The following is a 13,147-nucleotide window of genomic DNA, read 5'->3' as shown; positions in this document are numbered from 1 at the left end:
AAAAGGGGGCGCGATGAAATATCTGCATACCATGATCCGCGTTTCGGACCCGGAGGCGACGATCCGCTTCTTCGAGCTGCTCGGGCTGAAGGAGCTGCGGCGCTACGACAACGAGCAGGGGCGCTATACGCTGATCTTCCTGGCCGCGCCCGGCGACGAGGATGCGCAGGTGGAGCTGACCCACAATTGGGGCGAACAGGGCTATGAAGGCGGCCGCAATTTCGGCCACCTCGCCTATCGTGTCGAGAACATCTACGAGAGCTGCCGGCGACTGATGGACGGCGGGGTGACGATCAATCGCCCGCCCCGCGACGGCCGCATGGCGTTCGTGCGCACGCCCGACAACATCTCGATCGAGCTTCTGCAGGAGGGGGCCGCGCTGCCCCCGGCTGAGCCCTGGGCCTCGATGGCGAACAGCGGCACATGGTAGAGATCGTCCGGATCCCGGCGCTCAGCGACAATTACATCTGGCTGATGCACGATCCCGTCTCAGGCGAGACGGCGGTGATCGATCCGGCCGTCGCCGAGCCTGTCCTGGCCGAAGCCGATGTGCGCGGATGGCGGATCGGGCAGATCTGGAACACGCACTGGCATCCCGACCACACCGGCGGCAACGCGGCGATCAAGGCCGCGACCGGTTGCACGATCACCGGGCCGGCAGCCGAGGCGGACCGCATTCCAACTCTGGATCGGCTGGTCCGCGAAGGCGACACGGTGCGGCTCGGCACCGTGGAGGCGGCCGTGCTGGAGATGCCGGCGCACACGGCGGGCCACATCGCCTATCATCTTGCCAAGGAGCAGCTGATCTTCGTCGGCGACATCCTGTTCGCGATGGGCTGCGGCCGGCTGTTCGAGGGCAATGCGGAACAGATGCACGCCAACATGCAGCGCCTGGCGCAGCTTGCGCCCGACACGCAGGTCTATTGCGCCCACGAATATACGCTCGGAAATGCGCGCTTCGCCGTGGCTGTCGATCCCGACAATCAGGCGCTGCGCACGCGAGCGTCGGCGGTGGAAGCGGCGCGGCAGCGAGGCGAGGAAACGGTGCCGACCACGATTGCGCTCGAGCGCGCGACAAATCCGTTCATGCGCGCTTCATCTGCGCAGGCACTTGCTGAGCTCAGGCGGGCCAAGGACAATTTCCGCGGCTAGCATCCGTTGGACCGCCGCACGCGTTCAAGCGCGAGGAGGCCGTATGAGGATCATTGCAACATTATCGCTGGCCGCGCTCGCCGCCGGCTGCGCCGTCAGCGACGCTCCGACCGAGATGAGCGCGGCCGCACAGAACAAGCTGACCGAGGAGCTGCGCGGCTTCAGCGCCGGCCCGGCGCAATCCTGCGTCAGCCGGCGCGACTTGCGGGGCAATCGTTCGGTCGGCGATGATGTGATCATCTTCGAAGGACGGTCGAGGAACCTCGTCTACGTCAATCGGCCAAATGGCGGCTGCCCCAGCCTCAACTCCGGTCGCGCCCTCATCACCCGCACGCCGGGTACGCAGCTTTGCAGCGGCGACATCGCCGTCGTGTTCGACACGACAAGCGGGATCGAGTTCGGCGGCTGCGGCCTTGGAGATTTCACGCCCTATCGGCGGGTGAGGTAAGCCGCGCCCGGAGGCGGGACCGCATCAGCGCTTGTAAAGCGCGCTGAGCCGCTCGCCATATTTCTCCTTCACCATGTGGCGCCGAATCTTGATCGACGGGGTGAGCTGCTGGTTCTCGACCGTGAACGGCTCGTCGGCGAGCACGAAGCGGCGCACCTTCTCGATCACCGACAGATCGGCATTGACCCGGTCCACCGCGGCCGACAGCGCACGCTGGTAATCGGGGTCCTGGGCCAGCGCGACGAAATCATATGCGCGTCCGTTCGCCCGGCACCAGTCCGCCGTCCACTCCGGATCGGGGACGAGCAGACCGACTATGTACGGGCGCCGGTCGCCCACCACCATCGCCTGGACGATCTCCGGCTGCAGGGTCAGCATTCCCTCGACCCGCTGGGGCGCGACATTGTCGCCCTTGTCGAGGATGATGAGGTCCTTCTTGCGATCGGTGATGACGATCCGCCCCGCCTCGTCGATATGGCCGACATCGCCGGTGTGGAGCCAGCCGTCGACGATCGTCCGCTCGGTCATGGCGGGGTTGCGCCAATAGCCCTTCATGACGAGTTCGCCGCGGACCAGGATTTCGCCATCCTCCGCGATCCGCACCTCCGTGTTCTTCAGAGGCGGACCGACCGTGTCCATCTTGATGCCGGCGCGCGGGCGGTTGCAGCTGATCACGGGCCCGCTCTCGGTCTGGCCATAACCCTGCAGGACGGTGAGGCCGAGCGATTGGAAGAAGGTGCCGACTTCGGGATTAAGCGGTGCCCCGCCCGAGACCATCGCCTTGATACGTCCGCCGAAGCGCTGGCCGACCTTGGGACGGAGCGTCCTGCCGAGGATGAAGTCCATCGGCCGGTCGAGCAGCGAGGACGAGCCCGCCGCCTGCTTGGCGCCGATCTCGAGCGCGCGGCGCATCAGGTAGTTCGTCAGTCTGCCCTGCTTTTCGACCGCTTTCACGATCCGGGTGCGCAGCACGTCGAACAGCCGCGGCACCACCACCATCATGGTCGGGCGCACTTCCTCGATGTTTGAGGCGAGCTTCTCCAGCCCTTCCGAATAGTAGATTTGCGCGCCCAGCCCGATCGGGAAATACTGCCCGCCGCTATGCTCGTAAGCGTGACTGGCGGGCAGGAAGGACAGGAAGACCTCCTCGTCCCAGCTGAAATCGTTCGAGATGACGTCGATGCAGCCCTCGACATTGTGGAGGATGGCGCCGTGATGCTGCATCACGCCGCGCGGGGCGCCGCCCGTGCCGGAGGTGTAGATCAGGCAGGCGAGGTCGTCGCGTGCGAAGGTTGCGGCGGCGGCGGTCGCAGCGACATCGGCACGCTCGGCGGCGACGAGGGTTTGCCAGTCGTGATACTCGACCGCGCCGGGCTGGGCGCCGCGGATCGGCTCGATCCCGATGACGTGCTCGCAATTGTTCGCGCGGAGCACGGCGGGCAGCAGCGCCTTGGCGAGCTTGGGAGTGGACACGATCACCGCCCGCGCGCTGCTATCGTCCAGAATGTGCTGGTGATCGCGGGTGGTGTTGGTGACGTAGGTCGGCACCGTCACGCAGCCCGCCGCCATGATCGCGAGATCGGCGATGATCCATTCGGGCCGGTTTTCCGACACCAACATCACCGTGTCGCCGCGCCTGATGCCAATCCGGTTCAGCGCGGCGGCGAGCGAGGCGACCGTCTCCGCCGCTTGCCGCCAGCTGGTCGAGACCCACTTGCCGTCGCGCTTGGCCCAGAGGAATGGCCGCTCGGCGCCCTGGGCCGCGCGGGTGAAGAACATGGTGACGAGGTTGGGGAAATGCTCGAGCTGTCGTGCCATGGTGGAGAGGCTGGCCCATAATCGAAACCGAGACAAGTTCGGGTTTCCCCCACTCCGCTCATCCTGAGGAGGGACTGAGCGAAGTCGAAGGCCCGTCTCGAAGGACCGGCTCGGAACGTCCTTCGAGACGCCGCTTCGACAAGCTCAGCGGCTCCTCAGGATTAGCGGGTCATGGATGACTCACTCGCTCAGCGCGACGCCTTCGCTGCGCGGGTCGGCGGCGCCGATCCAGCGGCCGCCGACGCGCTCGATGGCATTCGCCTTGAAGCTCCCTGGTGCGCGGAAGGAGACCCGGTGGCCGAGGGCGGTCAGCGCGGGGGCCATCCGCTCCAGCGCCGTGCCGCGCTCGACGGCGATGCCTGGTCCCGCCGCAACCAAGGTCGGCAACGCGAGCGCCTCCTGGGCGGAGCGGCCCCAGTCGACCACGCCGATGATCGACTTGGCGACCTGCATGATGATGGTCGCGCCGCCGGCCGCGCCGAGCGCCAGCCGCACCTGCCCGTCCGGCCCGTAGACGATGGTCGGAGACATCGAGCTGCGCGGCCGCTTGCCGGCCTCGACGCGGTTGGCGACCAGAATGCCGCCGGCTTGCGGCACGACGTGGAAATCGGTGAGCTCGTTGTTGAGGAACATGCCGCCGACCGTCACGCCCGATCCCCACGGCGCTTCAATGGTCGAAGTCAGGGTCGCGACATTCCCCCAGCGGTCGCTCGCAACCATGTGCGAGGTGCCGGCGGGCTCGTCGTGCGCCACGAACGCGGTCCGGGTCGCGCCGGGCGGCGTACCGGGGCTGACGCTCGCCAAGGCGCGCCCGCGGGTGATCAGCGCCGAGCGCCGGCCGAGATACTCGGGGTTCATCAGCCCCGCGACGGGCACGCGGACATGGTCGGGATCGGCGAGGTAGGCTTCGCGGTCGGCGTAGGCGAGCCGCATCGACTCGGCGATCAGGTGCCAGGCCTCGGGGCTGTCGGGCCCAAGCGCGGCAAGGTCGAACCGCTCGAGCTGCTTTAGGATCGCGAACACCGTCGTCGCGCCGGACGAGGGCGGTCCCATCCCGCAGATGCGGTGACCGCGGTAGCTGCCGCATTGCGCCTCGCGCTGCCTCGCGTCGTAGCTGACGAGATCGCCCTTGGTCATGGGAGCCGGGTGGCGCGGGGCGGAGGCGACCGCGGCGGCGATGCGCTCGGCGAGCGGCCCGGTGTAGAAATGGTCCGGGCCGCGCTGGGCGACTTCAGTCATCAACCGCGCCAGTTCCGGATTGCGGATCAGGGTTCCGACCGGCTTGGCCGTGCCGCTCGCGTCGAGGAAGGTCGCGCGCGCCCAGGGCGTCAGACGGAGCGCCTCGGGACGCCAGGTCGCGATCGCATCGCGGCCGCGCTCCGTCAGCTGGTAACCGTCGCGGGCCAGCCGGATCGCCGGATCGAACAGGCGCGCCCAGGGCAGCTTGCCATGCTTGGAATGGGCCAGCGCGAACATGCGGATGTTGCCGGGAACGCCGGTCGCCCGCCCGCCGACTGAGGGATCGTCGACCGGCCTGCCGCTCGCGTCCAAGAACCAGTTCGGGCTCGCCGAACCCGGCGCTTCCTCGCGTCCGTCGAAGCTGGTGAGCGCGCGGCTGCGCCCGTCGTGATGGACCAGGAAGCCGCCGCCCCCGATCCCGGATGACTGCGGCTCGGCCACCGTCAGCGCGATCGCGGTCGCGATTGCAGCATCGGCCGCGCTGCCGCCAGCGCGCAAGATCTCGCGCCCTGCTTCCGCCGCACGCGGATCGGCGGCCGAGATCGCGCCGGGCGCGGCCGCCAGTGCCGGCGGCGCATCCGTTCGTGCGGTCTGGGCGGCGCAGGCGGTGAGGAGGAGAAAGGAGGAGGCGAGGCTGGCGAGAAAGCGACGGGTCATCGGGCTCATCTACTCCGCCCTGGGGCGCGCGTCACGCGTCGACGCCGACCGCCTCGGACAGGCTCCCGAACCCGTCCCGGCGAAGCAGGTCGCGCAGATCGCGCTTGATTCGCTGCGCCAGGCCCGGTCCTTCGTAGACCAGGGCTGAGTAAAGCTGCACCAGACTGGCGCCCGCCCGAATGCGCTCATAAGCGTCCGCGCCGCTCGCGATCCCGCCGGCGGCGATCAACGGCAGAGCGCCTCCGGTCGCGCGGCGGAAATCGCGCAAGCGCTGGAGTGCGAGCGGCCGCAGCGGTGCGCCGGAAAGCCCGCCTGCCTGACCTGCGTAACCGGAGCGGAGCGGCGGCCGACTCACCGTGGTATTGCCGAGGATCAGCGCGTCGATGCCGCCGTCCATCGAGACGCGCACGACAGCGTCGATGTCGGCCGGCTCGAGATCGGGCGCGAGCTTGAGGAAGATGGGCGGCGCCTCCCGGCCCCGTTCGGCGGTGACCGCGGCCAGCAACTCGGTGAGCGCGGCCGGGTCCTGCAATGCGCGGAGCCCCGGTGTGTTGGGAGAGGAGATGTTGACCGTCAGATAATCCGCGACCGGCGCCATCGCGCGCACGCCCGCCCGGTAGTCGGAGATCCGATCGGCGCTCTCCTTGTTGGCGCCGATATTGACCCCGACAATCCCGCCGCGCTTGCGGCGACGAAGGCGCGCCAACGCCGCCGACTGCCCGCCATTGTTGAAGCCGAGCCGGTTGATGATCGCCCGGTCCTCCTCCAGCCGGAACAGGCGCGGCTTGGGATTGCCGGCTTGCGGGAGCGGCGTCAGCGTGCCCACCTCCGCGAAGCCGAAGCCAAGGCCCAGCATGCGGTCATAGACCTCCGCATCCTTGTCGAAGCCGGCGGCGAGCCCGACCGGGTTGGGGAAGCTGAGGCCCGCAAGCTCAATCGAAAGCAGCGGATCGGACGCAGTGGCTTTGCCCGCCGGCAGCGCCTTCAAGCCGGCGATGGTCAGCCGGTGCGCCTGCTCCCCGCCCAGCCGAAAAATAAGCGGGCGAAGAAAGGGATAGAGCGCCATGCGGCGCGGCCTATCGCACCCGCCGAGCGGCTGGTCAAAGCGGGGGTGTGCAAGTTATGGGCAACCCATTGAACCATCCCCGTTTGGCCCCGGACTTGATCCGGGGCTGTCGAAGCCCACCACTTCTTGCCGACTCAAGAGTAAGGGGCGGCCTTCGACAGGCGCAGGCCGAACGGAGTGTGGAAAGAAGCAAAGAGGATGATCCGAATGCGCTTCCTGCTACTCGCCTCCACTGTCCTCATCGCAGCCTGCACCACCGCGCAAACCTCGACCGAGCCTCAGACAGCAGCCGCCAACGCCGGCAGCGCCGCATCTCAGGCCGTCACCGCCGCCGCTCAGCGCGCGGCCGTCGCCGAAAAGAACGTCGAGCTCGCCCGTTTCTTCGAAGCTTACGATCAGGCGCAGCTCGATCTGTCGCCGCTCGGCAAGGCCTATCGCGGCATCAAGGACGAGGATTACAGCCGCTGGAACGAATTTACGGACGAGGCCGATCTCGCCCAGCGCAATCTGGACACGACCACGCTGGCCAATCTGCGCTCGCGCTTCGATCGTGCCAGCCTCTCGCCCGAAGACCAGCTCAGCTACGACTTGTTCGAGAATATGGTCGATCGGCGCGGCGGCGTCTTCCCGTACCGCGAGAACAGCTACGTCTTCGATCAGATGAACGGGGCACAGAGCGAGGGGCCGGCCTTCCTGATCAACATTCACCGCGTCGACAATCTGTCCGACGCCGGGGCCTATGTTCGCCGTCTGCAGGGCATCGACGCCTATCTCGACCAGGCGATCGCGGAGGCCAAGGACCGCCAGGCGAAAGGCGTGCTGCCGCCCAAGTGGGTCTATCCGTACGTGATCGCGGACAGCCGCAACATCATCAAAGGCGCGCCGTTCGACCGCGGGCCGGACAGCGCGCTGTTCGCGGACTTGAAGACCAAGGTGAACAAGCTCGCCATCGCGCCCGGCGAGAAGAGCCGGCTGATCGAGGCCGGCCGCAAGGCGCTGGTCGAGGAGGTCAAGCCCGCTTACGGCCGCGTCATCGCGCTGATGCAGGCCCAACAGAAGGCGGCGGGCTCGGACGACGGCATCTGGCGCTTCCCGAACGGCGCCGAGCAGTACAGCGCCCTGCTGCGCTACTACACCACCACCGGCATGAACGCCGACCAGATCCACACGCTCGGGCTGCAGCAAGTCGCCCGCATCCACGGCGAGATGCGCGCGATCCAGCAGCGGGTGGGCTTCCCGGGCACGCTCAACCAGTTCTTCGCGCACATGCGGACCCGCAAGGAGAATTTCTACCCGAACACGCCGGCCGGCAAACAGGCTTACCTCGACGAGACCGACAAGGTGCTCAAGGCGATGCAGGCGCGGCTGCCGCAATATTTCAGCGAGGCCGCAACGCCCAAGGCGGTGCTGAATGTAAAGGCGGTGGAGCCGTTTCGCGAGAAATCGGCGGGCAAGGCCTTCTACCAGGACCCGTCGCCCGACGGCGCGCGGCCCGGCGTCTATTACGTCAATCTCTATGACATGGCCGACATGCCGCACACCGAGCTCGAGGCGCTCGCCTTCCATGAGGGCGTGCCCGGCCACCATCTCGACGGCGCGGTGACGACGCGGCTGGAGAATATTCCGCCTTTCCGCCGCTTCGGCGGCTATACCGCCTGGTCGGAGGGCTGGGGGCTTTATGCCGAGCGGCTCGGCAAGGATATGGGCTTCTACACCGATCCGTATCGCGACTTCGGGCGGCTACAGCTTGAGCTGCATCGCGCGATCCGGCTGGTGGTGGACTCAGGTCTCCACCACAAGCGCTGGACCCGCGCGCAGGCGATCAAATATGTGGGCGACAATTCGGCGGACGCGCCGGGCGGCATCGTCAAGGCGATCGAGCGCTACATCGTCTATCCGGGCCAGGCGACCGCCTACATGGTCGGCCGCCTCAAGATCACGGAGCTGCGCGAGCGCGCGCGGCAGCGGCTTGGCGACCGCTTCGACATGCGCGGCTTCCACGATGCGGTGCTGCTCAACGGCGCGGTGCCGCTGGACGTGATGGAGCGCAACGTGGAGGCCTGGATCGCGAGTCAGTCACGCTCTTAGGGCGCGCCACTTATCCGCTCATCCTGAGGAGGGACTGAGCTTGGCGAAGGCCCGTCTCGAAGGATTGTGTGTGTCCTTCGAGACGCCGGTTCGACAAGCTCACCGGCTCCTCAGGATGAGCGCTTTGTGTTTGTTCACGCCTCCATCCCCACCACGAACTCCCGCAGCGAACGCGCGTCGTGCAGGGCATTGTGCGGCACGCGGCTGTTGCGGGCCGTACTGAAGCCGGGAGTGCGCAGGAATTCAAGGCGCAGGCGGCCGATCTCGGCGAGTTCGGCCGGGCCGGTGACGATGAGGTTGCACAGGTGGGCGAGGTCCTCCGGCCAGTCCGCGACGACCAGCGGATCGGGATCGGCGGCGAGATAGCGGGCGAGCTCGAACGCCGCTTCCTCGCGGGATACGGTGTCCGCATCGAGACCGGGCGGGACCTGGCGCAGGTACGGCAAAACATTGCGCTCGACCCAGCCATGCACTTCGGCTGGCAGCGGCAGCACCGCGTAAAACTCCTGGTCGCCATGCTCCGGCACCAGCGCGATGCTGATCAGCTCGCCGCCAAAGCCGTTATATTCGGTGTCCAGGAAGTAGCGCATTGGAATGGCTCCTAACCGATCCTCCCCGGGACGGGGAGGTGGCACGCGCAGCGTGACGGAGGGGGCTGTGAGACCACGTTATGTCCGACAAGCCCCCTCCACCCCCGCCTTTCGGCGGCGGTCCCCCTCCCCGTTCCGGGGAGGATCGCTTGATTCCGACCTCCCCAAAGCCCACATGCATGAGGCGATTTCCGGCCCGAAATGCGCTTTTCCCCGATCCGTGATAGAGCTTGGCAGATGACTGAAGATATCTCCGTGCGGAACCAGGAAGCGCAGGACGCGGTCGACCGCGCGTCGACCTATGAGTGGGGCTTCAGCTCGGACATCGAGCAGGAATTCGCGCCCAAGGGCCTCAATGAGGACACGGTGCGCTACATCTCGGCCAAGAAGGGGGAGCCGCAATGGCTGCTCGACTGGCGGCTGAAGGCGTTCGCCAAGTGGCAGACGATGGAAGGGCCGAACTGGGCCAAGCTCAACGTGCCGCCGATCGACTATCAGGACGCCTATTATTACGCGGAGCCAAAGGAGAAGCCGAAGCTCGGCTCGCTCGACGAGGTCGATCCCGAGATCCTGCGCGTTTACGAGAAGCTCGGCATCCCGATCGAGGAGCAGAAGGTGCTCGCCGGCGTGGAGGGCGCGCGCAAGGTCGCGGTCGATGCGGTGTTCGACAGCGTCTCCGTCGCCACTACCTTCCGTGCCGAGCTGGAGCGCGCCGGTGTCATCTTCCGCTCCATCTCCGAAGCGGTGAAGGAATATCCGGACCTCGTCCGCAAGCATCTCGGCAAGGTCGTGCCGATGCACGACAACTACTTCGCGGCGCTCAACAGCGCGGTCTTTTCGGACGGCACTTTCGTCTACATCCCTGAGGGCGTGCGCTGCCCGATGGAGCTCAGCACCTATTTCCGCATCAACGCGGCGAACACCGGCCAGTTCGAGCGGACCCTGATCGTCGCCGACAAGGGGGCTTATGTCTCCTACCTGGAAGGCTGCACCGCGCCGATGCGCGACGAGAACCAGCTCCACGCCGCCGTGGTCGAGCTCGTCGCGCTCGACGATGCCGAGATCAAGTACAGCACCGTCCAGAACTGGTATCCGGGCGATGCCAACGGCGTCGGCGGCATTTATAATTTCGTCACCAAGCGCGCGCTCTGCCAAGGCAAGAACTCCAAGGTGAGCTGGACCCAGGTCGAGACCGGCTCCGCCATCACCTGGAAATATCCGAGCTGCGTCCTTTCCGGCGAGAACAGCGTCGGCGAATTCTATTCGGTCGCGCTCACCAACAATCGCCAGCAGGCCGACACCGGCACCAAGATGATCCATCTCGGCAAGGGATCGCGCTCGACCATCGTCTCCAAGGGCATCAGCGCCGGCCGCTCGGACAACACGTACCGCGGCCTCGTCCGCGTCGGTCCGACCGCCGAAAATGTCCGCAACTTCACCCAGTGCGATTCGCTGCTGCTCGGCGACCAGTGCGGTGCCCACACCGTCCCCTACATCGAGGTCCGCAACCCGACCGCGCAGATCGAGCACGAGGCCACCACCTCCAAGATTAGCGACGACCAGATGTTCTACGCGATGCAGCGCGGCCTCAACGCGGAGGATGCGGTGGCGCTGATCGTAAATGGGTTTGCCAAGGAAGTGCTTCAGCAGCTGCCGATGGAGTTCGCGGTCGAGGCGCAGAAGCTGCTGGGGATTAGCCTTGAGGGGAGTGTCGGTTGATCGCAACGTTGTTCTTGATGGCTATTCAGCCCGTGAGTGCTCCGCCTGTTCCAACGGAACAGGAAATTGTCGTCACCGGTAATCGATTAAGCCGAGTTCAATACGCGGGCGGCGTCAACACCATCACCGGTTCTGTGCGTTGTCGGATCACCCGAACGAGCGGCGACCCGGAGATTGATCGGCGCATGTGCGAGATCGTTAAGGTATGCGCGAAAAGCAGGCCCAGAACGCGCGAGAACATCGAGGCCTGTACGGCGGCTCGGAAGCGGGAGTTCATAGCGACTTACGTGCCCCGCGGCAGAGAAAGCGAAAATGCTCAAGATTGAAAACCTTCACGCCGAAATCGACGGCAAGCCGATCCTCAACGGGCTGAGCTTAAGCGTCCGCGCGGGGCAGGTGCATGCGATCATGGGGCCGAACGGGGCGGGCAAGTCGACGCTCGGCTATGTGCTCGGCGGGCGGCCAGGGTACGAGGTGACGGGGGGCTCCGTCACGTTCGAGGGCTCAAATAACGAGCAACTCGACCTGCTCGACATGGCACCGGACGAGCGGGCCGCGGCCGGGCTGTTCCTCGGCTTCCAATATCCGGTCGAGATCCCCGGCGTCTCGAACGTCCAGTTCCTGCGCACCGCGCTCAACGCCCAGCGCCGCGCGCGCGGCGAGGCGGAGATGAGCGCGGGGGACTTCCTGCGCGCCGCCCGCGCGCAGGGCGAGGCACTCGACGTGTCGATGGACATGATGAAGCGCAACGTGAATGTCGGCTTCTCCGGCGGCGAGAAGAAGCGCAACGAGATGGTCCAGATGGGGCTGCTTGGGCCCCGCCTCGCCGTACTCGACGAGACCGACTCAGGCCTCGATATCGACGCGCTGCGGATCGTCGGCGCCGGCATCAACCGCATCATGCGCGCGCCTGACAAGGCGGTGGTGCTGATCACGCACTATCAGCGCCTGCTCGACATCGTGCAGCCGGACTTCGTGCATGTGCTGGCCGAAGGACGGATCGTGCGCAGCGGCGGGCCGGAGCTGGCGCACGAGCTGGAGCGCGAGGGTTACGCGCAGGTGGCGGCGTGAGCTTGCTCCTTCAGATCCACCCCGGGACGGGGAGGGGAACCGCGCGAGGCGTGGTGGAGGGGGCTCTCCACGCGCACTGCGGGTCTCGGGGCCCCCTCCACCAGCCTTCGGATGGTCCCCCTCCCCGTCCCGGGGAGGATTTCTGGTGACGTTGCTCGAACTGCCTTCTTCGCGCGCGGAAGCGTGGCGGTGGAGCGATCTGTCGGCGCTTCCGCAGATTATGGCGGGCGCGCCTTCCGGCACTGTGCCGGATGCGCTTCCGTGGATCGATTGCGCGCTGGAAGGCCCTCGCCTCGTCTTCATCGACGGCAGGCTCGCCGCCGAGCAGAGCAATCTCGGCACGATCACCATCGGCGCGATCGAAACGCAGCCGGGCGAGCATGCTCTGTCGCGGTTGGTCGGCCGCGAAGGCTGGTCGCTCCGGCTCGGCCGCGATCATGCGCCGCAGGGTCTGGTCCAGATCGTCCATGTCTCGACGGGCGGCGCCGATCACTTGCCGAACGAGGTGGTGCTTGACGAGGACGCGCAGGCGTCCGTCGTCGAAACCTTTGTCGGCGAGGGCTGGATCAATCGGCTGTCGCATCTCACGCTGGCCAAAGGCGCGCGGTTGATGCTGAGCCGACGGCTGCTCGGCAGCGGCGGCTATGTCAGCCTGCACGATCGTGCGACGGTCGGCCAGGGGGCGAGCCTGGTCCTCACCACGCTCAGCGCGGGCGCGAGCGATACGCGGCTGGACGGGCATTTCACGATCGATGGCGATGCCGGTTTCGTCGAAGTCGGCGGCGCGCTGCTTGGGCGGGCCAAGCAGCGGCACGACGCGAACCTGGTGCTGCGCCACGACGCGGTTGGGGGCATGAGTCGGCAGGTGTGGCGCTCAGTCGCCGACGAGGCCGCGACCTGCTCGGTCGCCGCCCGCGTCGAAGTCGCGCGCGGGGCGCAGAAGACGGACGGCGAGCAATCGCTGAAAGGCCTGCTGCTCGCGCGCACCGCAACGATCAATGCCAAGCCCGAGCTCGAGATTTTCGCGGACGACGTGAAATGCGCGCACGGTGCTACCGTGGGCGAACTCGACCGCAACGCACTCTTCTACCTCGCCAGTCGCGGCGTGCCGGTGGCGGAAGCCAAGGCGCTGCTCACCCAGGCGTTCGTCGCCGACGCGGTCGACCGCGTCGGCGAGGAAGCGGTGCGCGAGGCGTTCCATGCGGACGCGATGGCTTGGCTGGGAGGCAGCCAATGAGCGACGCTGGCCAGATCCTCCCCGGGACGGGGAGGGGGACCGCGACGCGAAGCGGCGTGGTG

Annotated in this window: 11 protein-coding genes; 7 read left to right on the top strand and 4 right to left on the bottom strand. The window is 67.0% G+C overall.

The window, feature by feature from the left end; all coding sequences use genetic code 11:
• Positions 1-13 precede the first annotated feature (13 nt).
• From VF631_RS07885 to VF631_RS07875, 3 genes are read left to right on the top strand one after another with little or no spacing between them, the layout of a single operon-like run.
• Positions 14-430: a VOC family protein gene (locus VF631_RS07885; protein ID WP_431849740.1), complete on the top strand. Its 417-nt coding sequence runs from the start codon at positions 14-16 to the stop codon at positions 428-430.
• Positions 424-1,152 (top strand): hydroxyacylglutathione hydrolase, encoded by a 729-nt coding sequence (gene gloB, locus VF631_RS07880; protein WP_431849739.1) that lies wholly within the window; start codon positions 424-426, stop codon positions 1,150-1,152. Before VF631_RS07885 ends, gloB begins: the two co-directional genes overlap by 7 nt.
• Positions 1,153-1,195: 43 nt before the next feature.
• Positions 1,196-1,600 carry a hypothetical protein gene (locus tag VF631_RS07875; RefSeq protein WP_431849738.1) on the top strand — a complete coding sequence of 135 codons (405 nt, stop codon included), beginning with the start codon at positions 1,196-1,198 and terminating at the stop codon, positions 1,598-1,600.
• Positions 1,601-1,624: 24 nt separating this feature from the next.
• Here VF631_RS07875 and VF631_RS07870 read toward each other — a convergent pair whose 3' ends face one another.
• The 3 genes from VF631_RS07870 to VF631_RS07860 all read right to left on the bottom strand — a co-directional run bounded on the left by VF631_RS07870 (position 1,625) and on the right by VF631_RS07860 (position 6,380).
• Entirely contained in the window at positions 1,625-3,418 is a 1,794-nt protein-coding gene (locus VF631_RS07870; RefSeq protein ID WP_431849737.1) for an AMP-dependent synthetase/ligase, read from the bottom strand.
• Between the two features lie 180 nt (positions 3,419-3,598).
• Positions 3,599-5,314, bottom strand: coding sequence for a gamma-glutamyltransferase (gene ggt, locus VF631_RS07865; RefSeq protein ID WP_431849758.1), 1,716 nt, complete (start codon positions 5,312-5,314; stop codon positions 3,599-3,601).
• Between the two features lie 31 nt (positions 5,315-5,345).
• Positions 5,346-6,380 (bottom strand): quinone-dependent dihydroorotate dehydrogenase, encoded by a 1,035-nt coding sequence (locus VF631_RS07860; protein WP_431849736.1) that lies wholly within the window; start codon positions 6,378-6,380, stop codon positions 5,346-5,348.
• Between the two features lie 207 nt (positions 6,381-6,587).
• Between VF631_RS07860 and VF631_RS07855 the strand changes: the two genes are divergently transcribed.
• Entirely contained in the window at positions 6,588-8,468 is a 1,881-nt protein-coding gene (locus tag VF631_RS07855) for a DUF885 domain-containing protein (protein WP_431849735.1), read from the top strand.
• A gap of 134 nt (positions 8,469-8,602) precedes the next feature.
• Here VF631_RS07855 and VF631_RS07850 read toward each other — a convergent pair whose 3' ends face one another.
• Positions 8,603-9,058 carry a hypothetical protein gene (locus VF631_RS07850; RefSeq protein WP_431849734.1) on the bottom strand — a complete coding sequence of 152 codons (456 nt, stop codon included), beginning with the start codon at positions 9,056-9,058 and terminating at the stop codon, positions 8,603-8,605.
• 237 nt (positions 9,059-9,295) lie between these two features.
• Here VF631_RS07850 and sufB point away from each other — a divergent pair, with 237 nt between their 5' ends.
• The 3 genes from sufB (at position 9,296) to VF631_RS07835 (ending at position 13,085) form a co-directional block, all read left to right on the top strand.
• Complete coding sequence (gene sufB, locus VF631_RS07845) at positions 9,296-10,777, top strand: Fe-S cluster assembly protein SufB (protein ID WP_431849733.1); 1,482 nt, start codon at positions 9,296-9,298, stop codon at positions 10,775-10,777.
• Positions 10,778-11,089: 312 nt separating this feature from the next.
• Positions 11,090-11,848 (top strand): Fe-S cluster assembly ATPase SufC, encoded by a 759-nt coding sequence (gene sufC, locus VF631_RS07840; protein ID WP_431849732.1) that lies wholly within the window; start codon positions 11,090-11,092, stop codon positions 11,846-11,848.
• Positions 11,849-11,993: 145 nt separating this feature from the next.
• Positions 11,994-13,085: a SufB/SufD family protein gene (locus tag VF631_RS07835; protein WP_431849731.1), complete on the top strand. Its 1,092-nt coding sequence runs from the start codon at positions 11,994-11,996 to the stop codon at positions 13,083-13,085.
• The last annotated feature ends 62 nt before the right edge of the window (positions 13,086-13,147 follow it).

It is taken from the genome of Allosphingosinicella sp. (assembly GCF_036387615.1).
Lineage (GTDB): Bacteria > Pseudomonadota > Alphaproteobacteria > Sphingomonadales > Sphingomonadaceae > Allosphingosinicella.
The sequence above is the reverse complement of the archived record's forward strand: the minus strand, read 5'-3'. Positions and strand labels throughout refer to the sequence as shown.